This is a genomic window from Rheinheimera sp. B2H12, assembly GCF_059620065.1.
In genome coordinates this window covers 1,655,383-1,680,748 of record NZ_CM184363.1, presented here as the reverse complement: position 1 = coordinate 1,680,748, position 25,366 = coordinate 1,655,383, and the positions used below count along the sequence as shown (strand labels likewise).

Below are 25,366 nucleotides of genomic sequence, written 5' to 3'. Positions count from 1 at the left end.
GTCATGCTCGAGGTCAGGATCAGTCAATGGGCCAGTCTGGATCAAGCCGCACAACAAAAAGTGCTGGCCAGACCCAAACTTAAAAATGCCGAAGATTTACCGGAACAAGTGCGAACCATTATTAAAGCTGTGCGTAATACCGGCGATAAAGCACTGAAGTTTTACAGTCAGAAGTTTGATAATGTGGACAGTAATGAGCTGCAACTATCGCTGGTTCAACAACAATTATTGTTAGGTAAATTGACCGCAGAGCGTAAAGCGGCGATTGAGCTGGCTTATAAAAATATCCGCGCTTTCCATGCCGCGCAGCTGCCAACTGATATCCGGCTGGAAACCAGCCCGGGCGTGTTGTGTGAATTAAAATACGCAGCTTTTGATAGTGTCGGTTTATATATTCCAGGTGGCAGCGCCCCACTGCCATCGACAGTGCTGATGCTGGGGGTGCCAGCGCAGTTGGCAGGCTGTCGTCGTACTGTACTGGTGACACCGCCAGGTCAGCCGCAGGCCAGTGATATCGCACCAGAAATCATTTATGCCGCCCAACTCTGTGGTATTAAAGAGATCTATACCGTCGGTGGCGCACAAGCCGTCGCGGCTTTGGCTTATGGCACTGATACCATTGCCAAAGTGGATAAAATTTTTGGCCCTGGCAACAGATATGTCACTGAGGCCAAACAGCAAGTCAGTCAAGATCCATTAGGAGCCGCTATCGATATGCCAGCCGGCCCTTCTGAAGTACTGGTCATTGCCGATGAACATGCCAATCCGGCTTTTGTGGCGGCCGATTTATTATCGCAGGCCGAACATGGTGTTGATTCACAAGTGGTGCTGGTCAGTGATAGTGAAAAGCTGCTGCAAAAAACTATTGCTGCACTGAATGAACAGTTACTGGTGTTACCGCGCGCTATTATCGCGAAAAAAGCCATCGATCACAGCAGGTTTATCCTGACGCCCGATCTGATGACCGCAGCGCAAGTATCGAATTTATATGCTCCGGAGCACCTGATTATTCAGACCAATCAGGACAGCACCTTATTAGCCAAACTGACCAACGCCGCCAGTATTTTTGTCGGTGCCTGGACACCTGAATCGGCCGGTGATTATGCCAGCGGCACCAACCATGTGCTGCCAACTTACGGCTACAGCCGCACCCATTCCAGTTTGGGCCTGCTGGATTTTTACCGCCGTTATACGGTGCAGACGGTTTCACAGCAAGGCATGCGCAACATTGGCCCAGCCATTGTAACCTTGGCCAGTGCCGAAGGTCTACAGGCCCACGCCAATGCAGTCAAACTCAGATTGGCGGCACTGGATAAACAGGCGAGCCAGCAACAGGATTTTAAACTTATTCCGGCAGGAACTGAATAAATGAGCAGTCAACAATCAAAGGGGAACCCAGTGCTGCATGTGTTGGCACGGGACTCAGTCAAAGCCATCATCCCTTACGCCTCGGCCCGCCGTAGTATGAGTGGCGGTTCGGTTTGGCTCAATGCCAACGAAAATGCCTTAGCCACTGACTATCAGCTGTCCGGCAGCTACAACAGATATCCGGAATGTCAGCCTGCGGCTTTGCTCGCAGCCTACGCCAGTTATGCCAGCGTTGACACTTCACAGCTGTTGGTCAGCCGTGGGGCTGATGAAGGCATTGAGCTGCTGATCCGCAGTTTTTGTGAACCTAAAACCAGCGGTCAGGCCGGCGATAGCGTGCTGATTTGCCCACCGACTTATGGCATGTACGCCATCAGTGCGGAAAGTCAGCAAGTCAGCCGCACTGTGGTGCCATTACTGACTGATTTCAGCTTAGATTTACCAGCTATGTTCGCGGCGCCGACACCCAAACTGGTGTTTATCTGTAGCCCGAACAATCCAACCGGCAACTTAATTCCACGCCCGCAAATTTTGCAGGTGCTGGATTTTTATCGCGATAAAGCGCTGGTGGTGGTGGATGAGGCTTATATCGAATTTGCGCCACAAGCGACGGTGCTGAATTTACTGAATGATTATCCACATTTAGTGGTGCTGCGCACCTTGTCCAAAGCCTTTGCGCTGGCAGGGTTACGCTGTGGTTTTACCTTAGCGGCGCCTGAGATTATTCGCACCTTATTGCAAGTGATTGCGCCCTACCCGCTGGCAGCGCCAGTGGCTGAGATTGCCACACTGGCGTTATCCGAAAGTGGTCAGCAACGGATGCAACAAACTGCCAGCATCATCAATAACTTACGCGATGAATTTATTGCTTTTGTCAGTCAGTTAGCTGGGGTGCGGCAAGTTTATCCTTCCAGCGCCAACTATGTGTTGTTACAGGTCGATGACGCGGCCGCTTGTGTGGCAGCAATTGCGGCGCAGGGTATTTTAATTCGCAATCAGTCCAGCCAGCTTGGTTTATCTGAGGTGGTCCGGGTGTCGATTGGCAGCCCAGACGAGATGCAGCAATTACAAAGCGCGATGAACAACTATTTTTCCAATATTGATTTGACAGGAGCCAACTGATGTCTGGCCAAAGTATTTTATTTATTGACCGTGACGGCACTATGGTCGAAGAGCCAGCCATTGATAAACAATTGGATTCACTGGAAAAACTGGCATATGAGCCGGGTTTAGTCCCGGCGTTATTAAAATTACAGGACGCGGGTTATCAATTGGTGCTGGTCACCAATCAGGATGGTTTAGGCACCGATAGTTTCCCGCGTGACACTTTTGATGCGCCGCACGAAAAAATGATGCAGCTGCTTAATTCGCAAGGCATTCGTTTTGCCGATATCCTGATTTGTCCGCATTTTGAGCGCGACAATTGCAGTTGCCGCAAACCCAAACTGGGGTTATTAAAAGACTACCTGCAACAAGGCCGCATCGACTTTACCAATTCGTTTGTCATCGGTGATCGATTAACCGATGTGCAGTTGGCAGAAAATATGGGGCTGCCGTCTTTTCGCTATGATCGCGCCACTTTAGGCTGGGCCGAAATCACTCGGCAAATTTTAAGCAAAGGCCGCAAAGCCACTGTGGTGAGAACGACCCGTGAAACCGATATCAGCGTCAGTGTTGATTTAGATCGCGCTGGCGGTAACAGTATCAGCACCGGGGTTGGTTTTTTTGACCATATGCTTGATCAAATAGCCACTCACGGCGGTTTCTCTTTGCAAGTGGCCGTCACAGGTGATTTGCATATCGACGACCACCACAGCGTCGAAGACACAGCGTTGGCGCTGGGTCAGGCGCTGAAGCAGGCGATTGGTAATAAGCGGGGCATCAACAGATTTGGCTTTGTACTGCCGATGGATGAATGCCGCGCCGAGTGCACCTTAGATTTATCCGGTCGGCCGCTGCTGAAATTCGATGCCGAGTTAGGCACTGGTTTGGTCGGTGAGCTGAATCTGGAAATGGTGCCGCACTTTTTTAGAAGCCTCAGTGATGCCATGCTGATGACGCTGCACTTGTCGGTCAGCCCTGGCAATAAACACCATATGGTGGAAGGTTTGTTTAAAGCTTTCGGTCGCGCTTTGGGTCAGGCCATTTTAAAAACCGGCGATGCCTTACCGAGCAGTAAAGGTGTGTTGTAAATGACTGATATTCTTGCAAAAAACGCCCAAACTTCCTTGGTGATTGTCGACACTGGCTGTGCCAATATCACCTCGGTGTATTGTGCTATCGAGCGGCTTGGCTGCCGGGTGCAGATCAGCTGTGATGCCGCCACTATCCAAAGTGCTGACAAGGTGATAATCCCAGGCGTCGGGACTGCGGCGCAGGCGATGAGCAATATTCAAGCAAAAAACCTGGTGTCGGTGCTGCAAAACCTGGCACAACCCACGCTCGGCATTTGTTTAGGCATGCAACTGATGACCGACTATAGCGCCGAAGGGGATGTGGCTTGCTTAGGATTAATCCCAGGCCAAGTGCTCCCCTTGCAAGCCGCTGGTTTACGACTGCCCCACATGGGCTGGAATACCCTGTATAAAACGGTAGACCATCCATTATTGCACGGCTTAACCGCCGAGGATTATGTCTATTTTGTCCATAGCTTTGCGGTGGCGCCAAGCGAATTTATGCTGGCCAGCTGCGATTATGGCAGTCGTTTTGCCGCCATCATCGGCAAAGGCAATTATCTGGGCATGCAATTTCACCCGGAGCGCTCAAGCAGCGTCGGCCGCAAGTTATTGCAGAATTTTGTTGCGCTCAGCGCCAGTGATTTAACAGCAGCGATTTAAGCGCACAAAGTATGAAAAGGATCGAATTTTGATTATCCCAGCCATTGATCTGATTGACGGTCAAACAGTACGCCTGTATCAAGGCAGTTATGACCAAACCACTCACTATTCACAAACGCCATTTGAATTGCGTGATTTATACGCCAAAGCCGGTGCCGGTGTGCTCCATCTGGTGGATTTAAGTGGCGCTAAAGATGCCAGTCAGCGCCAACTCAGTTTACTGAAACAACTGATGTCGGACACACCGCTGCCGATCCAGCTTGGCGGTGGTGTCCGTACTGAACAAGACGTGATGGATTTACTTGATGCCGGTGCCAGCAGAGTGGTGATCGGCAGCCTGGCCATTCGTGAACCGGCGTTAGTGCAGCAGTGGCTGCAAAGCTATGGCGGCGATCGCATCGTGTTAGCGCTCGATGTCGCCATCAATGCGCAAGGCGAAAAAACTTTACCGAGCCACGGCTGGCTTGAAGCGTCCAATATTACCTTAGAGCAAGTGCTGGATGGTTTTATCGCTGCCGGTGCCCGTCATGTGCTTTGCACCGACATCAGCCGTGATGGCACCTTACAAGGCCCGAATGTGGCGCTTTATCAAGAGCTGGCGGCAACTTATCCGCAAATTCAGTGGCAAGCTTCTGGTGGTGTTGGCAACCTGGACCATATTCGCAGCTTACGTAGCAGTGGCGTGGCTGGCGTCATTTTAGGCCGGGCATTGCTGGAAGGTAAATTTACCATTGAGGAGGCCATCCAATGCTGGCAAAACGGCTGATCCCCTGCCTGGATGTGCGGGATGGTATGGTGGTCAAGGGGGTGCAGTTTCGCAATCATGAAGTGATTGGTGACATAGTGCCACTCGCCAGACGTTATGCCGAAGCAGGCGCTGACGAACTGGTGTTTTATGATATCACCGCCTCCAGCGATGGCCGGGTGGTCGATAAAAGCTGGGTCCGTCGCATCGCTGAGGTGATTGATATCCCATTTTGTGTCGCCGGTGGTATTAAATCGGTGGAAGATGCCGGTCGCATTCTAGAACTGGGCGCCGATAAAATTTCGATCAATAGCCCAGCGCTAGCGCGGCCTGAACTCATTTTGGAACTTAATCGCGCTTATGGTCAGCAATGTGTGGTGGTTGGTATCGACAGTTTTTTTGACCAAGACACTGGTTTGTATCAAGTCTATCAATTTACCGGCGACGAAAGCCGTACCGCCAAAACCCGCTGGCAAACACTGGATTGGGTGAAAGAAGTACAGCGACTAGGTGCCGGTGAAATTGTCCTGAATTGCATGAATCAAGATGGCGTACGCCAAGGTTATGATTTAGAACAATTAAAGTTAGTCAGAGCCGCTTGTCAGGTGCCGTTGATTGCGTCAGGCGGCGCCGGCGAAATGCAGCACTTCAGCGACGTCTTTGTGCAAGCTGATGTCGACGGTGCGCTGGCCGCCAGCGTGTTTCACAAAGGCATCATTGCAATCCCAGCGTTAAAACAATTTTTGTTAGCCGCTAATCTGGAGATCAGGCCATGAGCATGATTATCGATAACGATAGTATCGAATTATTAAAATGGCCCAGCGATGGTTTATTGCCATTAATAGTCCAGCATGCCATTTCCGGCAAAATCTTGATGCAGGGTTATGCCAATAGCGATGCGCTGCGCCAGAGCTTACAAACAGGCCAAGTGACCTTTTACAGCCGCAGTAAACAACGACTTTGGACCAAAGGCGAAAGTTCAGGCCATTTTTTAAAGCTGCAAAGCTTAGCGGCTGACTGTGATTTGGACAGTTTACTGGCGCTGGCGCTGCCGGATGGCCCGACCTGCCATGTCGGCACTGAAACCTGCTGGCATGACAATAACGCCAATAGCCCAAGCTTAAGTTTTCTCACTGATTTAGAAACGGTGATCGCCAGCCGGCAACATGCCGATCCGAAATCGAGTTATACCGCCAGCCTGTTTGCCCGTGGTGTGAAGCGCATCGCACAAAAAGTCGGTGAAGAAGGCGTAGAATCAGCGCTGGCAGCCATGGCCGGCGATCGGGACGAGCTGAAAAACGAAGCGGCGGATTTAATCTTCCACTTATTGGTGTTGTTGCGCAGTCAGGACTTACAACTTAATGACGTGATTGAAGTGCTGAAAAGCCGGCATCAATAACAACAGCAGGCAACTCAGGGGGGTTGGTGAGTTGCCTGCGGCAATATCCTCTCGCAGGTCGAAACCACTGCTACTGGGTTCAAGCCATAATGCGCTAGTCGTCTCTGGTTAACACTTCCAGTAATTCAATTTCAAACATCAGATCCGAATGTGGCGGGATCATAGTACCAATCTGCCGCTCGCCATAAGCCAGCGCAGCCGGCACCGATAACCGGCGTTTACCACCGGTTTTCATGCCTTGCAAACCTAAAATCCAGCCTTGGATCACTCTGTTATTGCTCAGCACACATTGGAAAGCTTGATTGCGACGATAGGAAGAATCAAACTCGGTGCCATCAGCCAGAAAACCACGATAATGGGTGGTGATTAAAGCGCCGCGCACCGCCGCTTTGCCATCCCCCTCGATTAAATCTTCTATGTTCAATTCGGTCAACATGTCAGCTCCTGACCACTGGCAAAAAAATATTATAACCAACCAGATCCTGAAGCGGCGAGCTTATTTGTTTGACGGCTGCAGATATCAGATCGATTGAAAATCCGCACAAGCAACAAGCCGCAGACATGCTGCGGCTCTCCAACTCATTGCTCTGTCAGTGATCGTTAGTTGCGGATCAGGTAATCAAAGGCACCTAAAGAGGCTGTCGCACCAGAACCCATCGCAATAATAATTTGCTTAAACGGGCTATTAGTGGCGTCACCTGCCGCAAACACGCCTTTGAGTGAGGTCTGGCCATGGCTGTCGACAATAATCTCACCCCGTGGGGTTAATTCCACAGTGCCACGCAGCCATTCGGTGTTCGGCACCAGACCAATCTGGACAAAAATACCCGCCAGCACCACATGTTTAGCCTCACCACTGACTCGGTCTGTGTAGTTCAGACCTGTCACTTTACTGCCATCGCCAAGCACTTCGGTGCTTTGCGCGTTCAGGATGATGTCAATATTGCCCATCGATTGCGCTTTTTTCACTAACACAGCATCGGCGCGTAATTTGCTGTCAAACTCCAGCACTGTCACATGCTCAACAATACCTGCCAGGTCGATGGCGGCTTCAATTCCCGAGTTACCGCCACCAATCACCGCCACCCGTTTGCCCTTGAATAAAGGGCCATCACAGTGTGGACAGTACGCCACACCACGGCCACGGTATTCTTTCTCGCCTGGTACATTCATTTCTCTCCAGCGCGCGCCCGTCGACAGAATCACGGTTTTTGATTTCAGCACTGCACCATTGGCCAGCTCGACTTCAAACAGCTCGTTTTGCGTCAGCTTAACCGCTTTTTGGCTGTTCATAATGTCAACTTCATAGTGGCGGACATGGGCTTCCAGATTGGCGACCAGCTTAGGACCTTCTGTTTCTTTCACTGAGATAAAATTTTCGATACCGACAGTGTCAGCCACCTGACCACCAAACCGCTCGGCCAACACGCCGGTATTCAGGCCTTTGCGGGCTGAATAAATCGCTGCCGCCGCCCCCGCCGGACCACCGCCAACCACTAACACATCAAAATTGTCTTTTTGCGCCAGAGCTTCAGCCTGACGACTGGCAGCAGAAGCATCCACTTTATTCAAAATATTGGTCAGCGTAATGGCACCCTGCGAGAATTGCTCGCCATTTAAGAATACTGTGGGTACAGCCATAATGTTGCGGTCAGCCACTTCCTGGCCAAACACGGCGCCATCAATCATGGTGGTTTTGATATTCGGATTCACTGCCGCCATCAGATTCAGCGCCTGTACCACTTCCGGACAAGTCTGGCAGCTGAGCGAGACATAAATATCAAAGTTAAATTCGCCTGGTAACTGGGCAATCTGTGCCAGCACCGCTGCTTCTTCTTTGATTGGGTGGCCGCCTGAGTGCAGCAGCGCCAGCACCAAAGAGGTAAATTCGTGACCCATAGGCACACCAGCAAAGGTAATAGCCGTGCCTTTGGCTTGGGACCGCACTTGCATCGATGGCACCCGCGCGGCGCTGGTTACTTCAGTCAGGATCATCAGTTCGGATAAAGACGCGATATCCAAAGCCAGCGCTTTTAATTCCTGACCTTTTTCCGATTGATCAGCGGCCAACACCAGCTCAACCGGCGTTTTTAAATTTTGTAAGTAGCTGCGCAGGGTGTTTTTCAGATTGCTATCTAACATGTTAATTTCCTTCTGATACTGTGATTTGGTCGCTCTGGTCCTGATCATTGTTATCAGGCCGGGCATTCAACTAAACTGTTGAAATCATCATAACCGCAAAATAAAAACTTAAATAACGAATAAAAGCAATCCAATCAATCTAATTAAACGATTAGGTTTGTATTTTGTTGCCTACTCCTGCCCGATAGTTATTTCACTGAGCGCGACAGCAAGTGCCGGCTGCACAAATACAAAAGCCGGACTAATGTCCGGCTTTTGTCAGGCAAAACGCAGGTTAGATTTTACCAACCAGGTCCAGTGATGGCGCCAGAGTTTTTTCACCTGGAGTCCATTTTGCCGGACATACTTCGCCATCGTGGTTTGCAACGTATTGTGCAGCCTGAACTTTGCGGAACAGTTCTGCAGCACTACGACCGATACCCAGGTCATGGATTTCTGCAACCTTGATTTCGCCTTCTGGGTTGATGACGAAAGTACCGCGCAGCGCCAGACCTTCTTCTTCAATCATCACGTCGAAGTTACGGCTGATGGTGCCAGTTGGGTCAGCAATCATTGGGTAATTGATTTTCTTGATGGTTTCAGAAGCGTCATGCCACGCTTTGTGGGTGAAGTGCGTGTCAGTTGATACTGAGTAAATTTCTACGCCGATTTCCTGGAATTTCGGGTAGAAATCAGCCAGGTCGCCTAATTCAGTTGGGCAAACAAAAGTGAAGTCTGCTGGGTAGAACACGACAACTGACCATTTGCCGATTAAATCTTTGTCAGAAACAGAAACAAATTTACCCTGATGGAAAGCCTGAGCGTTAAAAGGTTTTACTTTGCTATTGATGATAGACATTGGTCTTTCTCCATGTTGTGGTTAATTCCGGACTTTCTGCTGAAAGCCTGAGCGTTGCAAACATATTAGCGGGGCAATGATTTTAGGTATAACGAATAAAACCAATGACGCTAATCGATAAAACAAATCAAAAATACATTTTTTAACCGAAATCTGAGTATCATGCCGCTAAAATCAGCACTTTGCGCATCCGACAAATACCTTCTAAGCTTTGTTTCACAGTACATCACTGAATGATGAAGCTTTTTTGGCATTTGCGTCCCGGTTTTAAGGATACGCCTGTGAATCTGGTTAAGTTAGATTTGAGCAAACTATTCGAATTACAAGTGCTGGTGGTCGAATCCGAGCAAGAATTATTGCATTTAATCAAACAAATGTTGCTCGGGCTTGGTATCCGCAAGATTAGCTGCGCCCGCAGCCTTGATGAACTGTTTGAAAATAATGAAAAATTACCCTACGACATTATTTTGCTTGATTATGCCATTGATGACAGCATGAATGGGGCAGAAATCGTTGAAGAAATGATTTCTGCCGGTATGTTACCTAACCGCACCCGTTTGATCCTATTAGCGGCGCAAAATGATCGGGCCCAATACGCCATTGAATATCCCTACCATCAGGTGGAATATCTGGCGCGGCCCTTTAATAAACAACATCTTGATCAACAACTGAAACAACATGTGATGTATGGCCAATTCCTAAAGCCTATTCTGGCACTGGCTGGCTTACGTCGTTTTGGCGATGCGCTGAAAATTTTACTGCATACCCAGCAGCAGAAACTCCCGCCCGGACTGGCGCAGTATCTGCAAAAACTGAAAGTTCAACTGCTGCTTGATCTGGGTAAGTTTGAACTGGTGTTGCCGCTGCTGAAAACGGCTTTGGCTGAGCAACAAGGCTGGGCTTTATGGGCGTTATTTCGCATCCGTTACGAACGTGGCGATCTGGCAGGTTGTGAGGCATTTTTACAGGATGGCTCGGAAGAACTGGCTAAATATGCAGAGCGGCGCGAAGTCTGGCAACTCTATCTGGCCTTACAGCAGCAGGATTATGGCAAAGCTTGCCAAATCAGCGGCAAAATCCCCAATGTAGGCATGTCCATGAAGATGGTGCGGCTGGTGCATCTGGTGATGGTGCTGGCGGGTAAAATTGATGCTGCGCTTGAGTTTATCGAGCGTAAACGCCGACTGGCAGTGAAAGGCAAATTATTTATCCAGTTATCTGTCGCACAAGCCCGCTCTTTATTGTATCTGCTGACCTCTGCTGACGCACAGCATCAAGCGCAGCTCAACGCGCAATTGCAACAGTTACAACACAGTATCGAAGCTGATACGGCCAGCCGCTATTTTCAGGCGGAATTATTACTGCTCAAAGTGCATCAATATCATCTGGCTGGTCAAAGTCAGGCTGCCAGTACCTTACTGTCTGAACAACAACAGTTGCTGGAGCCAGCTGGCAAAACCGTATCCCTGCTCTGCCATGCTGCAGTGGTATTCGCATCCTTAGGTCAGATGCACACTGCTTTTGATTATTTATTTTATGCCAATCAATGCTTTGACCAGATGCTGGATAACAGCAGCCGGGTTTTTGCCGGTTGCCTGCATCGCCATACCTTTGATTTTATTATTGCCAGCGAACAAAGAGCGACTTGTTACGCTGAAATGGCCAAACGCCACCAGCAACAGCAAGAATGGCGGCAGGCAGCCAAGATGTACCATGCTGCCTGGCGACTGAGTAGCGCAGATCCAGCCGCGGCTGAACATTATTTACAGCAGCTGTATCCGCTGATGCAACAATTGGCGGTATCGCAGTTTCGTGGCGTGCCGTTGCCGGCACCATTTATTCAGCAAGCCTCGGCACATTCGGTGGATAATAATACATCCTCATAAAAAGCGCCCATCGGCAAGGTCGGATGGCGCAACTGAATTTCCAGCACCCAAACGCCTGCTGCTGGCAAGTGCTGCATGTCAGCAAGTTCGCCACCGGCATAGAGTTTATGCGGGAAATCGCTGATACGATGACCTTTAATCGCCAAATTTAATTCAAAGCCCAGAGCGGCAGTTTGTTGCCTGGCAAAATGATATAAGTCTGCACCACTACAATCACCGGCCAGCCAGCGTTGCCTGACCTGGTGAAACACTGCGCTGGCGGCAGCGGCACATTGCAGTTTCTGTGGATCATCACCCAGCACAAAAGTGGCCCCGACATCCCCTTCGTGACCCGCAAAGACTGGGCCTAAATCAATAAAAAAGATATCATCGGCCTGTAAACGGATGTGTTTGTCAGACGGCTGATCGTAAGTTTTGCAGGTATTGCCGCCAAACCTGATGATTATCGGATGCCAGAGTTTTTCCGCCCCCTGCGCAGCCAGGATATCCTTCGCCAGTAGCCTGGCTTCACTTTCCAGCATGCCTGGCCGGATAGCAGCGGCAATTTGCCGCAGCGCCAACCAGGACTGTAGTTGCGCCTGCTGCATCAGCGCCAGACTGAAACTGCTGCCAACCTGTTCCGCTGAAATTGTCCACTTCATCGTTAACCCCTTCATAGATATTTGTTTTTTAAGTAATTGTCATCGCTGTAACGACGAAAAGCAAGGATACAAATCATGCCGAAAATACCCCCAAAAACTAAACTGCATTTTAACCGGATGGCCCCTTGTTTCAGCATGGGCACTTTCATATACTCAAAGCCGTTTATACAATCATTTAACTTGTCGGCAGGGAATAATAACAATGACTTTAACCGTTAGTTTTGATTTACAAGAGCAGGATCTGGACTATTTTCGCAGCATCATGCAAAAAACCTACAGCAGTGTAACCCAGCTCAGCCAGGAACAAGTGCTGGCCTCTGCTAAATCGCTGGCCAATGCGGTAGAACAACAGGTGCCAGCTTTTGTCGCTGAGCGGCTGGCCAAGCTGCGCACGCTGATTGCGCTGGTCGAAGATCTGGAATGGGATTTAACCGGCGAAGAAAAAGCCGAAGTTTTAGCAGCATTAGCTTATTTTGCCAAACCACAGGACTTGATTGCGGACCATGTGCCTGTGCTGGGATTTCTCGATGATGCCATCATGATTGAGCTGGTCGCCCGCTCCTTAGAAGATGATTTACAAGCCTATAGTGATTTTTGCCAGTTCCGCAGCGCGGAAATTGCCCGCCGTGGCGCTGAGGCAAACACCAGCAAAGCCGACTGGCTGGAAGCAAAACGGCAGGAATTACATTCATGGATGCGTCGTCGTCGTGCCGAACGTCGTAGTGGCTCTGGCGGTGGCGGTTTCCGTTCAGTATTCAGCTTCCGCGGCTAAACTGGCAGGCGGTACTGCAATGTGTCGCAGTTACTGCCAACCTAAACAGCGCAGCGCCCGGTAACAAGGGCGCTACCTGATGTCAGCACAAGGAGTCAGCGGTGGACAACGGAGCAGTCAGTCAGGCACAACAAGGCAACCACGAGCCGGTAGTTGCCCTGTCCTGCGCTATCTTCTGTCTGAGTTTTATCTCGCTTTTTAGCAACGCCGCCGATAACAGCATCCGGGTGTATCAGTATACGGCAGCCAACGGCATCGTGGTCTATGCCGATCGGGCTCCGCTCCAACAACCTTATCGGCTGCTGAAATATGATTGTTATGCCTGTCAACCTGCTTCCACTATTGATTGGCAACAGACGCCGTTGTTCCTGCGACAACACCACAAAAGTATTCAATTGGCAGCCAGCACCTATGGGCTGGAACCTGCCTTAATCCGCGCCGTGATCCATGCTGAATCTGGTTTTCAGGCCAAAGCCCAGTCCCGCAAAGGCGCGCGCGGATTGATGCAACTGATGCCGGAAACCGCAAGGCAACATGGTGTCGCCAACAGCTTTAACGGCCACCAGAATATTCAGGCAGGCAGTGCTTATCTGGCGGCGTTATTGCAACAATTCGATGGAGATCAGACGCTTGCGCTGGCGGCTTACAACGCAGGGCCGGCCGCGGTTCGCAAGTTTTCCGGTATCCCGCCTTTTAGCGAAACCAGATCCTACCTCAAACGGGTGCAACTGTTATTGCAACGTTATCGTGAGCATCAGTCTTGAAACAAGCTGGCAGCCACTGGCAGATCAAGCCGGAAAAATTACCGTTGGTCAGGCGCTACTGCCGTCTGTCACACTGTTGGTACGTTCCGTTGATAATTTACTTACATTCAACAACAGCTTAAAATTCACTCATTGAAGGACCATCACTATGACGACCCCCACCTTTTTGTCTGTCTGCAGTAACATTCTGCTCAGCCCCAATCTGGCCTGGCAACAACTGCGGGAAAAATCGTTGATTGTACCGGCACTGCTGCTACAAATAGTGCTGACCAGTGTCGCCATTTATCTGTTTTACAGTGGCATGTCGGCTGAATGGCTGGTGGAACAACAGTTATTGCAAGCTGGCGACTTAACGCCGGCTGAAACCGAACAAGCCAGAGCCATGATGGCACAAACGGCCGCTTACACGCCGATCATAGGGGTGGTCAGTGTGGTGGTAGTGTCGTTGCTGATGCATGCCATTTTCGCTGGTTATTATCATTTAATTGGCAAAATGGCCGGTAACTTCAGCTACAGCCAGTGGTTTGCCGCCAGCGTCTGGAGTCAAATGCCGCTGCTGCTCAATATGATAGGTTTAATGTTGTTAACCTTATTGGCAGACAACCCGAATCTGCCACTGTCGACGGCTAATTACGCTTCAGTCAACCAATTGTTACTGCAGTTGCCACCGAGCCATGGGTATTTTTTCCTGACTGAAAGCCTCAATCTGTTTTATTTCTGGCAGGTTGCGTTGTTGACTCTGGCGTTTCGCCAATGGTGTCAGTTCAGTCTGACCAAAGCATTGTTGCTGGCAGCCTTACCCTTAGTACTGATTTTTGGTATCTGGGCACTGCTGATCTGAACTTAAACAGCTCGCACCGGCGACCCGGCGGTCCGCCGGTTTAAGCCCAGCGCCGGGGCGGCGCCTGCTGGCATAAAAGGAAGCTATCGTGGCAAAAAGCGTGAAAATAATCTTATTGGTGTTGGTGTTTGCCGCCGTGTTGGCATTACAGCACTATCGCAGTAAAGCCCAGTTGCTGGAAGTTAATGTGGCCGCTGTCACGCTGGGGCAACTGGATGACAGCATTCTGGCATCCGGCAATCTGGTGTATAACACCCAAATCCAAATCCGCTCGGAACTGACGGGCCGTGTCGCCGCTGTGCTGGTTGAAGAAGGCCAGCAAGTGGAAAAGGATCAACTCCTGCTCAAGTTAGACCCCACCGCCTATCAGGCCGAGGTGACCAAAGCAGAAGCGATGGTGGCCCGCTCCCGCATCGAAATCAGCAGCCATCAGGCCCGGCTGGAAAATTTGCAACGTCAGCTCAACCGGCAGCAACAATTGCTGCAACGTAAATTGGTGCAGGTGGAAACCGTCGATTTACTGCAAAGTGAAGTCAGACTGGCGCAGATTGAGATCAAAGCCAGTCAGCAACAGTTGGCGCAAAGTATTGCCAGCCTGGCCATGGCGCAGGATGCACTGAACAAAACCGAATTCAGAGCACCGATTGCCGGTTTACTAGTTTCGGTGGATGTCAAAGTGGGTGAAACCGTGATCCCGGGCACCACCAATATTATTGGCTCGGATCTGATGACACTGGCGGATCAAAGCGCCATTTTAGCTGAACTCAGAGTCGATGAAGCGGATATTAATGCCATCAGCCTAGGCCAGAGCGCGACCGTGTTTGCGGCGTCCAATCCCAATCAGGCGATTGCAGGCAAAGTGATTGCCATTGGCAGCTCGGCCCGGTTACTGGGGCAAAGCCAGGCACTGTCATTTCGGGTTAAGGTGTTACTGGAACAGGCGATTTTACAGCTGAAGCCCGGCATCAGTTGTCGTGCCGAGTTACTGACCCAGCGCCTGGCCAATACCCTGTCGGTGCCGGTTGCCGCCATCCAGAAAAGCACGATCAGCGCCGGACAGACTGACAGCAAGCCCTATTTTGTCTGGACAATCCAGGATGGCAAGGCCGTGAAGGTCAGGGTTGAACCTGGCCTGGCGACAGATACTGCCCAGGCGGTGTTATCCGGTTTGAGTGAAGGTCAGCAAGTGATCACCGGGCCAGCCCGCACTATGGCCAGCCTGAGTGAAGGCAGCAAAGTCAAAGTCACCGAGCTGACCTTATGAACAGCATCACAACAGAGCCGGGAGCTGTGATCCAGTTGCAGGGCATTGGCAAAAGCTATCAAATGGCCGGTGAGCGTTTTGATGCGCTGCAGCAACTGAGTCTGCAGATTTACCCGAATGAATATGTTGCCATTATCGGACCAAGTGGCTCCGGTAAATCGACCTTGCTGAATCTGCTGGGTTGCCTGGATACCCCGACCGCCGGCGAATATCTGCTGGCGGGCCATAAAGTCGCCGAGCTGGATGAAACCGCACTGGCCGTGCTGCGCAATCACCAGGTCGGTTTTATTTTTCAAAGCTTTAATTTATTACCCAGGATGACGGCACTGCAAAATGTGATGCAACCTTTGGTGTACCGATTAATGCCAGCCAAAGAGCGCGAACGCCGCGCCCGCGCTGCGCTGGAAAAAGTAGGTCTGAGTGATAAAACCGCTCATTTGCCCAATCAGCTTTCCGGCGGCCAGCGGCAACGGGTGGCCATAGCCCGCGCCCTGGTGACTGAACCGGCTATTTTGCTCGGCGACGAACCCACCGGCAATCTTGATAGCAAAACGACCAGCGATATCATGCAGTTATTTGATGAATTGCACGCGCAGGGCCATACCATTATTTTGGTCACTCACGAACAGGACATTGCCGATCACTGTCAGCGGGTGATCCGTTTAGTCGATGGTAAACTGGCTGCCGACAGTCAAAACGGCACCACCACCAGCAAGCTGAAGGTCTGACATGAAACATTTTCTGCATGCATTACTCGAAGGCAGCAAAGCGGCGGTACAGTCCATCCGCGCTCATGGCCTGCGGAGCGCCCTGACCACCCTTGGCATTATTATTGGGGTTGCGTCCGTCATTACGGTCGTCGCAGTGATGAATGGCTTAAGTGCCAGTATTCGCGGTCAACTGGATGATTTGGGCAGTGATATGGTTACAGTGCGGGCCCACACCACCCAGGAGCAAGAACTGCTTGGCTTTCGTAACAGGCTGCAGGATGAAGATTATCTGTTGCTCAAAGCCAAAGTGAAAAATGTAGAAGATATCACAGCGACCATGCCAGCTTTTAGTATGGGCCTGAGTGTCAGTTATGGCCGGAGTAATACCCAAACCCAACTGATTGGCGCAGACAGCAGTTACCAGAATGTGGTGCGGGTTTATCCGCAACAAGGCCGGTTTTTGACCAGCGAAGATGACGCCAAAAGACGGCGGGTGGCCTTTATTGGCGCCAGTGTAGCGAAGAAACTCAATATGCCGGTCAATCCGGTCGGGCAATTTATCAATTTATCCGGCGACTGGTTCCGGATTATTGGCATGGCAGAAAAACGCGGTAGCTTGTTTGGTTTTGATCAGGATAATTACATCATCACCCCCTTTAGCACCGCCAAAGCGCTGAATGGCCCGGATAACCTGATGGTAGAAATCAGTTACCGGCCCAAACCTGAGGCCGATGCCAAACAGATTGAACAACAGATCCGGCAGTTATTGCGCCACCGTGCCAAACTAGCCAGCACTGAGCCCGATCATTTTGAATTTGTCAGCGCAGAAAAAACCAAACAACAGCTGGACTCGGTATTTAACTCTATCACTGCCGTCGCTGCTGGCGTGGTGGGTATCAGCTTGCTGGTCGGCGGTATTGGTGTGATGAATATCATGTTAGTGTCGGTAACTGAGCGCACCCGCGAAATTGGCATTGTCAAAGCGCTGGGGGCCACTCCGCAATTTATCCTGTTGCAATTTTTGGTCGAAGCTTTGGTGTTATCGTTATTTGGCGGGTTATTGGGCTTATTGTTAGGCTATGCGCTGGCTGCTATGGTGGCATTTTTGTTGCCGACCATGCCGGGTGCCTTAGTACCGCTGTGGGCGATTGGCTTGTCGATTGGCTTTACCAGTCTGATTGGTTTGGTATTTGGTTTAGCACCAGCGGTCAAAGCAGCCCGCTTAGTGCCTATTGAAGCATTACGTTATGAATAATTGGTTAAGTCGCGGCAAAGCGCAGTTGCAGCCTTATTGGCAGGTCAGTTTTCAGTGCAGCCGGCAATACCTGCGCGTGATGTGGTTCAGTATTCCGCTTTACAGCCTGTTGCATCTGCTGACGTCGATTTCGATGCTCACGCCAGAAACACTGCAACAAAGTCTGGTTGGTATGTTAAATCGGGCTTTGCTGGAGCTGCTGTTGTTTTTCCTCAGTTGCCATTTTTTAGTCAGACCTTATTTGAAGCTGAAATTGTTGCCCAGAGGCCGGTTTGGCTGGGGTTGGTTAACCTTCGCCTTATATTGTTGGTTGATTGCCGCAGTACTGATGGCCTTGTCGATTGAGCTTTCCCACTTAAAAATTTTTGGTGAAGTTGATCTCAGCAGTTTTGAAATTATCAACAATGAAACCGGCCACAAAGCCACCTTTCAGTTTGATCTGATTTCGCTGATTTTAATTGGTAGCCTGGGTCAGGCTGCTATCTACTGGGGCTGGAGTTTATGTTATGTGCTGTGGCAAACCATCCGCAGTAAAAAACTGATGCAGTTGCAACTGGAAGAAAGCCGGCTGCAACAGTTGACCAATCAGTTAAGCCCGCATTTTTTATTTAATGCATTAAACAGTATCAGGGCACTGATTTTTGAAGATCAGCACAAAGCGGCCGATATTGTGACGCAACTAGCCGAATTGTTTCGCACTCATCTGCAAGCCCACTTACGCCCGCTCAGCAATTTGCAGGATGAATGGCAAATTGCCCAGCGTTATCTGGCAATAGAACAAGTCCGGCTGGAACAACGGTTACAACTAGATTGTCAATTTGAACCGCAGCTGTGGTCAGCACAGTTACCGACCTTGAGTGTGTTAACGCTGATTGAAAATGCCATTAAACATGGTATCAGCCCGAACAGCCAACCAGGTTTTATCCGCATCCGCAGTCAACTGGGTGCCAACCAGCGCTGGCAATTACAAATCAGCAACAGTTTTCGGTTTAACAGTCAGCAAGCCAGCACCAAAACCGGCCTGCTGAATCTGCAGCAACAGCTGGCACTGTTGCCGGATCAGGCCAGTCTGCATTGGCAACAACAGCCGGCCACCCCGCAACAAGCCGGCGAATTTACTGTCACTATGGAGTTTGCTTATGCTCAACATCCTGATCGTTGATGATGAACGACTGGCAAGGGCTGAACTAAAACGGTTATTAAGCCCTTTCCCGCATATCCGGCTGGTGGCTGAAGCTGAAAATGCCGCTATGGCCAGGCAAATACTGGCAACACAAGCCATTGATTTAGTGTTTCTGGATATTCAAATGCCGGAAATCACCGGGCTGGAGCTGGCGGCTGAATTAGCGCCGCATTTACAATTTGTGTTCTGCACTGCCTATAACAGCTTTGCGCTGGATGCTTTTGCGCTGAACGCATTGGATTATCTGGTAAAACCATTGGACCCTGAGCGGCTGCAAAAAACCATTGAAAGAGCCTGTCAACGGGTGGCTAGCCAGCAATCAGGCAGCCTATCAGCCAGCGCCAACTATTTACCGGCGCAGCATGGCTTGTTATTAAAATTTGGCGAAATCAACCGTATTGTGCGATTGCAGGAAATCAGTCGTTTTGAAAGTGTTGGCAACCACACCGCAGTTTACACGCCTTTTGGTAAAAGCTTTATTCTCAGTTCGTTATCGCGCATTGAAAACCGGCTTGATCCGCAGCTGTTTTTTAAAACCAGCCGTGCCGATATCATCCGGATTGACGCCATCAAGCAACTAGAGCCCGGCATCGCCAGCGGCACTATGCTGGCCGAGTTACAGGATGGCTCTATGGTCGAAGTGAGCCGCCGCCAGATGCAAAACCTGAAACTATTATTTGGCGGCATTTAATGCGATAACAACACATTTCATCCGCTGATAGCTTTATCAACCAGAAAGGATTTTCGCATGGAACAACTCCTACAACATTTACAACAACAAGGTTTAGTGTTCTGGCTTTGGTTTGCGCCAGTGCTGCTGGTCAGCTGGTTTTTACCCACCCTGCTGGCACTGTTTTTTAACCGCAAACATCTAAAGCTGATAGCACTGGCCAATATCCCGGCTGGTTTGTCAGTCATTGCCTGGGGCGGCTGCATGGTCTGGGCTGTTACCGGTAAAATCTGGCAAAAAACAGCCAGCCAGACTGACGCCAAGCCATGATGTTAACTTTGGCCGCGGATCTCTGCCAGATGAGCTGCCTTGTTTTGTAATTCAGCGTCGGTATCGGCAAAACGTTCGGCGATCTGAATAAACTGCTGCTCAACCGCCAGAAAGGCCGCCACTATCACCGGGTCAAAATGTTGGCCTGCCCCTGCGATGATGATCTGCCGGGCTTGCTGATGGGGCATGCCCTCTTTATAAACGCGGCGGCTGATCAGCGCATCATACACATCCGCCAGCGCCATCAACCGGGCTGACAATGGAATGGCCTCGCCAGCCAGCCCATGCGGATAACCGCTGCCATCCCATTTCTCCTGATGGTACAAGGCGATTTCTTTCGCCAAATGCAAAAAAGCCACCGGCGTACCCAGTGCTTTTTCTGCATATTCAATGGCATTCCAACCCAAAGTGGTATGGGTTTTCATAATGTCAAATTCATTGCCTTCAAAAGGACCGGGCTTGAGTAAAATTCGATCCGGGATCCCCACTTTGCCAATATCATGCAAGGGCGCAGATTTAAACAGTAAATCAATCACATCTGTGGTTAACAGTTGCTGAAACTGCGGCAGTTGACTTAAATGCTCTGCTAACACTTTGACATAATGCTGAGTGCGGCGAATATGGTTGCCGGTATCAGCATCACGGGTTTCCGCCAGCGATGCCATCGCCAGAATGGTCACATCCTGGATCGCCTGAATTTCGCGGGTCCGTTTCTCCACTTCCTGTTGCAACAACACATTGTTATCCCGCAAGAAATCAACCTGATTTTTCAAAGCCAGCTGCGCTTTCACCCGCGCCAGCACCACAGGCGGACTGATTGGTTTACTGATAAAATCAACGGCACCTAGGGCAAACCCCTGCTCTTCATCCGCCACTGCCGACTTAGCGGTCAAAAACAATACCGGAATATGCTGACTGTGTGGATTGGCCTTTAACCGCCGGCAGACTTCAAAACCATCCATGCCTGGCATCATAATATCCAGCAAAATCAAATCCGGTGGGCTCTCGCCCGTCGCTATCTGCAAAGCTTTAGCACCATTGGCGGCGATTTTCACCCGATATAAATCTTTTAACAGGCCGCTCATCAACAACAAATTATCTGGTGTATCATCCACCACCAGCAGGGTTGCCTGATGACCTAAGTTGGTTTGCATGCTGCTATCCATCTCTATTCTCCTGTGCACGCCATGGTGCCGGGTGTTGCCAAACGCCAGGCTACGACAGCACTGAGCTCACCAGCGCTACGGCTTGTTCAAAATCAATGTTCTGCATGGCCAGCTGTAACTGCGGGCTGATGGCCGGATAATACTGTTGCCAGCGCTGTTGCTGCCCGGCATAACAACTCAGCGCTTGGGCATCATCCGCCAATAACAAAGCCAATAACTGCTGCTGCCATGACTCCGGATTGCAACTGCTGACCTGGTCCTGTGACATAGTGGCCGTTTGCAAGAAAGGCCAAATCTCGCTTAAATCCTGTTGCAATTGACGAGCCTGGCCGATCACCGCAATGGCAGTTTCAGCCCACAGTGGTTGTTCAGCCGCAGCAGACGCGGCTTGTTGTTCTAACACCGCTGCAACTGCTGCCAGCGCCGTCGCCCCCAGTGTCGCAGCCACCCCTTTCAGGCTATGGGCATGGCGTTCAACCTCATCCAATTGCTGCGCCTGGAGCGCAGTAGTCAGTTGTTGCCACAGTGGCTGCGGCGAGTCGCGATATTTTTGTAATAAAGACAGATATAAAGCTTCATTCTGTTGCAAGCGCTGCAACGCTGAACGCCATTGCAAACCCTGCACCTGATCCAACAACTGCCAGGGCAATGTCAGCGCTACAGGCAATGCCGCTGACAGCTCGACTTTGCCATTGTCAAGCCCGGCGGATGGCGCAGGTAAATACCGCAACATGGTCAAAAACAGCTGCTCAGGTTCAATCGGCTTACTGATAAAATCGACCATGCCGGCTTGCAGACAACGGGCTTTGTCCTGCGCCATGGCATTGGCCGTCATCGCCACTATCGGCAATTGCTGCAACTGAGGCAACTGGCGAATTTTTTCGGTGGCGGTCACTCCATCCATCACCGGCATCTGCATATCCATCAGCACCAGCGCAAAAGGCTGTTGCTGCACCAGAGCCAGCGCTTGCGCGCCATCTTTGGCGACTGTCACCACAAAACCAGCGTTTTGGAGCAGCTCCTGCCCGACTTGCTGATTCAACTCATTATCTTCTACCAGCAAAATCGGCAACCCCTGATAACGACTGAGCTGTTGCAAATCGACAGTTTGTGCTGGCGCTGTGACAACAGCTTGCGCAGCACTGCCACCGAGCAACTCCATCGCGGTATCAAATAACATCGAGGCATTCACCGGTTTTAGCAACACGCTTTCGATACCGGCGGCACTGGCCTGAGCCAACAGTTCTTCCCGGCCAAAGGCCGTCACCATCACCAGCTTAGGTCGGTCGGCCAACGCCAACTGGCCAATCGCCTGCGCCAGTTCCAAGCCATCCATACCTGGCATTTGCCAGTCCAGCATCACCAGCCGGAATTGCTGGCCATTGAGTTCAGCCTGACGGATCAGCCTTACCGCTTCAGCACCGTTGGTACTGGTGGTGACGATAAAAGTCATCGCGGTCAATAACTCGGCCAACACACTGAGCGCGCTCTGATTATCATCGACCACTAACACCCGCTGCCGGCGCAAATCATGCCGTGGTAACAAAATACGGGCCGGCGTTGGATCGAGCTTTAACCAAGCGGTAAACCAGAAACAACTACCGACGCCTAAGGTACTTTCGACCCCCACTTCGCCGCCCATCAGACTGACCAACTGCTTACAAATCGATAAACCTAGTCCGGTACCGCCATATTTGCGGGTGGTGGAATTGTCCGCTTGCTGAAAACTTTGAAATAACTTGCTGATTTGGCTCGCGGTCAGACCAATACCAGTATCCCGCACCGAAAAATGCAATAACGCCCGCTCGGCCTCCAACTGCTGCAACCGGATTTGCAGACAAATCTCCCCCCGTTCGGTAAATTTAACCGCATTATTGGCATAATTGATTAACACCTGCCCCAGCCGCAACGGGTCGCCGATAAATGCTTTCGGCACTTCCGGACTGATATCAATAATCAGTTCCAGACCTTTGGCAGTGGCTTTTTCACTCAGTAAGACAGCCACATTTTCTAAGGTCCGCTCCAGTTGAAAACTGACCTGTTCCAGCTCTAATTTACCAGCTTCGATTTTGGAAATATCCAGAATGTCATTGATAATGCCCAGCAAATGCTGGCCAGCCGACTGGACTTTTTTGATGTAATCACGCTGCTGCCCGGTCAGCTCAGTTTTTAGCGCCAGGTGGGACATGCCAATAATGGCATTCATTGGCGTACGGATTTCATGACTCATATTGGCCAGAAAATCGGATTTCATCCGGGTAGCCTGCTCCGCCAGCTCCTTGGCCTGTAACATCGCCCGCTCCGCCGCTTTTTGCTCTGAGATATCGACAAAAGTACCGACCAAACCGCCTGGACTGCCATCGGCTTTTTGAAAGCCGGCAATAAAATAAATGGTTTCATGCAGTTGACCATCACTAAACTGCATACTGATTTCACGTTGTAACGAACTGCTTTGGGCGATGGCGGTTTCATCTTCCGCTTGATATTGCTGGCGCATCGGCAACGGCAGATAATCAAGATCCAGCACCGTTTTGCCAATTAACTGTTGCCGCTGTACGGCAAAGGTTTTTTCATAGGCCTGATTCACCCCTTCAAAACGGGCATCCGGACCTTTGTAAAACACCGGATAAGGAATGGTGTCAATCAGTGCCCGCTGAAAACTGAATTGATCGGATAACAACCGCTGCGCAGCCTGCCGCTCACGGATATCCCGCACCGAAATGCAGATGCCATCTGCCTTGTTATCCATCGGCGGCAACAGCGCCAGTTGTAATTCGACCGGAAAAGCCTGACCCGAGGCCATGATGCCGGTATGCTCCAGCCCAGTCTGTGGTTGCGGGCTATCAGGCTGGCACAGCTGCGTCAGCAATAATTCGCAGTCTGGCAACAACTGGCCAATCTCCAGGCCGGTTAACCTTTGTTCAGGATAATCAAACATCTGCGACAAGCGGGAGTTAAATAAAATGATCCGCCCTTGTTGATCACAGACCAGCAAGCCTTCTGGTGCCGACTGAATAATACCGCGGTACCAGGCTTCTGTGGCGCGGATTTCTAATTGCTGGGCTTCTAAAGTTGCGGTTTGTTCGGCCAGTATTTGCGCCTGGGCTTGCATCTTTTGCGCTTGCCGTTTGGTGGCTGCCAGCAGCTCTTCATTATGCAAATGCCGTTGCAAGGTGGTGATGGCACTGACCAGCGCCGGTAAGGCGCTGTCAAGCAAGCGCCATTGCTGCTGGCTGGCACTGTGTAAACAAGCTAACTCCAGCACCCCCAGCACCAGGCCCTGATCAAGTAAAGGTACAATCAGAATTGAAGCGGCGTCAGCCTGGCCTAAACCTGAACCTATCTGCAGATAACCTGCTGGTGCTTCAGTCAACAGCGACTGTTGCTGTAAAATGGCCTGCCCCGCCAGACCTTGGCCTAATGCCAGCCGGCTCGGCACCTGGCTGCTGTCGACACAAGCATAAGTGGCCATCAGTTGCAGTTCAGCCAGCTCTGGATCAAACCAATAGAACAGCCCATGTTGCAGTTTTAATTCGGTCGCCAGAATTTGTAACGCGGTCTGGCCAAGACCGGCATAACTGTGACAGGCTTGCAATGAGCTGGCCAGCTGAGAAATCAGCGTTTTGGCGGCACGTTGTAAATCAATTTCCTGACTGGCCAGCCGGTAACTTTCCAGCGCCCGCGCCAATTCGCCTAATTCAGACTGATCTTGCTGATAACCAAACTCAGCTGTCATCTCACCCGCAGCCAGACGCTGGGTCTGCCGGGTCAGGCGCAGCAGGGGCCGCACCAGCCGCAACCGGACAAAGCCAATAAACACCAGCAACAGCAAGGCACAATCGAGCAGCAGCAAGGTAAATAACAGTTGCTCAGTGCGAAGCGTCAAGCGGGCAAAATAGTCAATCTGCTGTTCCAGCCGCTGTTGCAGTTCAGTCGCCAGATTGTTTAATCGACTATTGACGGCTCTTTTCGCATTACTGTACTGACTGCCGTAAGCGGCCAGCACCGCCTGCGCTGAACTTTGCGCAAAGATTTTTTGCTCCAGCTGCACCGCGGTATCCGACAATAATTTGCTCTCACTCAGTAATTGTTGTTCATTACTCTTCAGACTGAGTTGCGACAGTCCTTCTAAGGCTCTTTCTCTGGATTGAGTCACTTCCAGCTCGGCCTGATACTCAGACTGAAACTTCTCCTGGCCGGTGGCAGCAAAAGCACGCACGGCATAACTCAGGTTATCGCTGCCTTTGCGAAATAACACCAACATCTGCTGAGCGTGCAGCAAATCGGTTTGTACCTGCAAACGTTGTTGTTGATAGTGATTGGTCAGTAGCACCGCGATCATCGTCAGCGCGATTAAAATCACCATCACGGCGGCAATCAGATTACTGGTCGCTTTAATTCGCATTCGGCTGCTGTCCTTTGTCGCGCTGACACCAAGGCTAGCCTGCAACAGCAAGCTGGCTCATGCAACCGCGCTACAGCAGGCGAAGTCCGCCCGCAGTCACGGGGTTCAACGCCAATGGCGGCATGGCTTCCACCGCTCTGCTCCGCTGCC

23 protein-coding genes are annotated in these 25,366 nt (G+C 50.8%); 17 read left to right on the top strand and 6 right to left on the bottom strand.

The genetic code is table 11. The features are described from left to right. Positions 1 to 3: 3 nt before the first annotated feature. The 7 genes from hisD to hisIE are packed head-to-tail and all read left to right on the top strand — an operon-like array spanning position 4 to position 6,349. A complete protein-coding gene (gene hisD, locus AC53GJ_RS07470) occupies positions 4 to 1,368 on the top strand; it encodes a histidinol dehydrogenase (RefSeq protein WP_496731970.1) in 1,365 nt (454 codons plus the stop codon). Further along, a complete protein-coding gene (hisC, locus tag AC53GJ_RS07465) occupies positions 1,369 to 2,490 on the top strand; it encodes a histidinol-phosphate transaminase (protein ID WP_496731969.1) in 1,122 nt (373 codons plus the stop codon). Beyond that, on the top strand, positions 2,490 to 3,560 hold the full coding sequence (gene hisB / locus AC53GJ_RS07460; protein WP_496731968.1) for a bifunctional histidinol-phosphatase/imidazoleglycerol-phosphate dehydratase HisB: 1,071 nt from the start codon (positions 2,490 to 2,492) through the stop codon (positions 3,558 to 3,560). Before hisC ends, hisB begins: the two co-directional genes overlap by 1 nt. Next, entirely contained in the window at positions 3,561 to 4,205 is a 645-nt protein-coding gene (gene hisH, locus AC53GJ_RS07455) for an imidazole glycerol phosphate synthase subunit HisH (protein WP_496731967.1), read from the top strand. A gap of 28 nt (positions 4,206 to 4,233) precedes the next feature. Beyond that, the gene (gene hisA, locus AC53GJ_RS07450; RefSeq protein WP_496731965.1) at positions 4,234 to 4,971 is read left to right on the top strand and encodes a 1-(5-phosphoribosyl)-5-[(5-phosphoribosylamino)methylideneamino]imidazole-4-carboxamide isomerase; all 738 of its coding nucleotides are present in this window, start codon (positions 4,234 to 4,236) and stop codon (positions 4,969 to 4,971) included. Then, a complete protein-coding gene (gene hisF, locus AC53GJ_RS07445) occupies positions 4,953 to 5,726 on the top strand; it encodes an imidazole glycerol phosphate synthase subunit HisF (RefSeq protein WP_496731963.1) in 774 nt (257 codons plus the stop codon). Before hisA ends, hisF begins: the two co-directional genes overlap by 19 nt. Further along, positions 5,723 to 6,349 carry a bifunctional phosphoribosyl-AMP cyclohydrolase/phosphoribosyl-ATP diphosphatase HisIE gene (hisIE, locus tag AC53GJ_RS07440; RefSeq protein ID WP_496731961.1) on the top strand — a complete coding sequence of 209 codons (627 nt, stop codon included), beginning with the start codon at positions 5,723 to 5,725 and terminating at the stop codon, positions 6,347 to 6,349. Before hisF ends, hisIE begins: the two co-directional genes overlap by 4 nt. A 94-nt stretch (positions 6,350 to 6,443) precedes the next feature. Here hisIE and AC53GJ_RS07435 read toward each other — a convergent pair whose 3' ends face one another. The 3 genes from AC53GJ_RS07435 to ahpC all read right to left on the bottom strand — a co-directional run bounded on the left by AC53GJ_RS07435 (position 6,444) and on the right by ahpC (position 9,329). Further along, positions 6,444 to 6,785 (bottom strand): FKBP-type peptidyl-prolyl cis-trans isomerase, encoded by a 342-nt coding sequence (locus AC53GJ_RS07435; RefSeq protein WP_496731959.1) that lies wholly within the window; start codon positions 6,783 to 6,785, stop codon positions 6,444 to 6,446. 164 nt (positions 6,786 to 6,949) lie between these two features. Then, positions 6,950 to 8,491 (bottom strand): alkyl hydroperoxide reductase subunit F, encoded by a 1,542-nt coding sequence (gene ahpF, locus AC53GJ_RS07430; protein ID WP_496731958.1) that lies wholly within the window; start codon positions 8,489 to 8,491, stop codon positions 6,950 to 6,952. 274 nt (positions 8,492 to 8,765) lie between these two features. Further along, positions 8,766 to 9,329 (bottom strand): alkyl hydroperoxide reductase subunit C, encoded by a 564-nt coding sequence (gene ahpC / locus AC53GJ_RS07425; RefSeq protein WP_496731957.1) that lies wholly within the window; start codon positions 9,327 to 9,329, stop codon positions 8,766 to 8,768. Positions 9,330 to 9,610: 281 nt separating this feature from the next. On the opposite strand from ahpC, the gene AC53GJ_RS07420 reads away from it, so the two are divergent. Next, positions 9,611 to 11,215 carry a response regulator gene (locus AC53GJ_RS07420; RefSeq protein ID WP_496731955.1) on the top strand — a complete coding sequence of 535 codons (1,605 nt, stop codon included), beginning with the start codon at positions 9,611 to 9,613 and terminating at the stop codon, positions 11,213 to 11,215. On the opposite strand, the gene AC53GJ_RS07415 is transcribed toward AC53GJ_RS07420, so the two are convergent. After that, positions 11,170 to 11,856: a M24 family metallopeptidase gene (locus AC53GJ_RS07415; RefSeq protein WP_496731953.1), complete on the bottom strand. Its 687-nt coding sequence runs from the start codon at positions 11,854 to 11,856 to the stop codon at positions 11,170 to 11,172. The two genes, AC53GJ_RS07420 and AC53GJ_RS07415, sit on opposite strands and share 46 nt — an antisense overlap. Positions 11,857 to 12,058: 202 nt before the next feature. On the opposite strand from AC53GJ_RS07415, the gene AC53GJ_RS07410 reads away from it, so the two are divergent. The 9 genes from AC53GJ_RS07410 to AC53GJ_RS07370 all read left to right on the top strand — a co-directional run bounded on the left by AC53GJ_RS07410 (position 12,059) and on the right by AC53GJ_RS07370 (position 19,645). Next, on the top strand, positions 12,059 to 12,628 hold the full coding sequence (locus AC53GJ_RS07410; RefSeq protein WP_496731951.1) for a YkvA family protein: 570 nt from the start codon (positions 12,059 to 12,061) through the stop codon (positions 12,626 to 12,628). Positions 12,629 to 12,729: 101 nt separating this feature from the next. Beyond that, positions 12,730 to 13,392, top strand: a complete 663-nt coding sequence (locus AC53GJ_RS07405) for a lytic transglycosylase domain-containing protein (RefSeq protein WP_496731950.1) — start codon at positions 12,730 to 12,732, stop codon at positions 13,390 to 13,392. A gap of 148 nt (positions 13,393 to 13,540) precedes the next feature. Next, positions 13,541 to 14,233, top strand: coding sequence for a YIP1 family protein (locus tag AC53GJ_RS07400; protein ID WP_496731948.1), 693 nt, complete (start codon positions 13,541 to 13,543; stop codon positions 14,231 to 14,233). Between the two features lie 88 nt (positions 14,234 to 14,321). Beyond that, a complete protein-coding gene (locus AC53GJ_RS07395) occupies positions 14,322 to 15,497 on the top strand; it encodes an efflux RND transporter periplasmic adaptor subunit (RefSeq protein WP_496731947.1) in 1,176 nt (391 codons plus the stop codon). Further along, positions 15,494 to 16,225, top strand: coding sequence for an ABC transporter ATP-binding protein (locus AC53GJ_RS07390; protein ID WP_496731945.1), 732 nt, complete (start codon positions 15,494 to 15,496; stop codon positions 16,223 to 16,225). Before AC53GJ_RS07395 ends, AC53GJ_RS07390 begins: the two co-directional genes overlap by 4 nt. A gap of 1 nt (position 16,226) precedes the next feature. Beyond that, positions 16,227 to 17,462, top strand: a complete 1,236-nt coding sequence (locus tag AC53GJ_RS07385) for an ABC transporter permease (protein WP_496731943.1) — start codon at positions 16,227 to 16,229, stop codon at positions 17,460 to 17,462. Continuing rightward, a complete protein-coding gene (locus AC53GJ_RS07380) occupies positions 17,455 to 18,624 on the top strand; it encodes a sensor histidine kinase (RefSeq protein ID WP_496731942.1) in 1,170 nt (389 codons plus the stop codon). Before AC53GJ_RS07385 ends, AC53GJ_RS07380 begins: the two co-directional genes overlap by 8 nt. Next, positions 18,602 to 19,336 carry a LytR/AlgR family response regulator transcription factor gene (locus AC53GJ_RS07375; RefSeq protein WP_496731940.1) on the top strand — a complete coding sequence of 245 codons (735 nt, stop codon included), beginning with the start codon at positions 18,602 to 18,604 and terminating at the stop codon, positions 19,334 to 19,336. The genes AC53GJ_RS07380 and AC53GJ_RS07375 overlap by 23 nt, the downstream gene beginning before the upstream one ends. A gap of 57 nt (positions 19,337 to 19,393) precedes the next feature. Continuing rightward, positions 19,394 to 19,645, top strand: coding sequence for a superinfection immunity protein (locus AC53GJ_RS07370; RefSeq protein WP_496731939.1), 252 nt, complete (start codon positions 19,394 to 19,396; stop codon positions 19,643 to 19,645). Positions 19,646 to 19,647: 2 nt separating this feature from the next. Here AC53GJ_RS07370 and AC53GJ_RS07365 read toward each other — a convergent pair whose 3' ends face one another. Together AC53GJ_RS07365 and AC53GJ_RS07360 are read right to left on the bottom strand one after the other, a co-directional pair. Beyond that, positions 19,648 to 20,811 carry a response regulator gene (locus AC53GJ_RS07365; RefSeq protein WP_496731938.1) on the bottom strand — a complete coding sequence of 388 codons (1,164 nt, stop codon included), beginning with the start codon at positions 20,809 to 20,811 and terminating at the stop codon, positions 19,648 to 19,650. Positions 20,812 to 20,860: 49 nt separating this feature from the next. After that, positions 20,861 to 25,216, bottom strand: a complete 4,356-nt coding sequence (locus AC53GJ_RS07360) for a response regulator (RefSeq protein WP_496731937.1) — start codon at positions 25,214 to 25,216, stop codon at positions 20,861 to 20,863. Between the last annotated feature and the right edge of the window lie 150 nt (positions 25,217 to 25,366).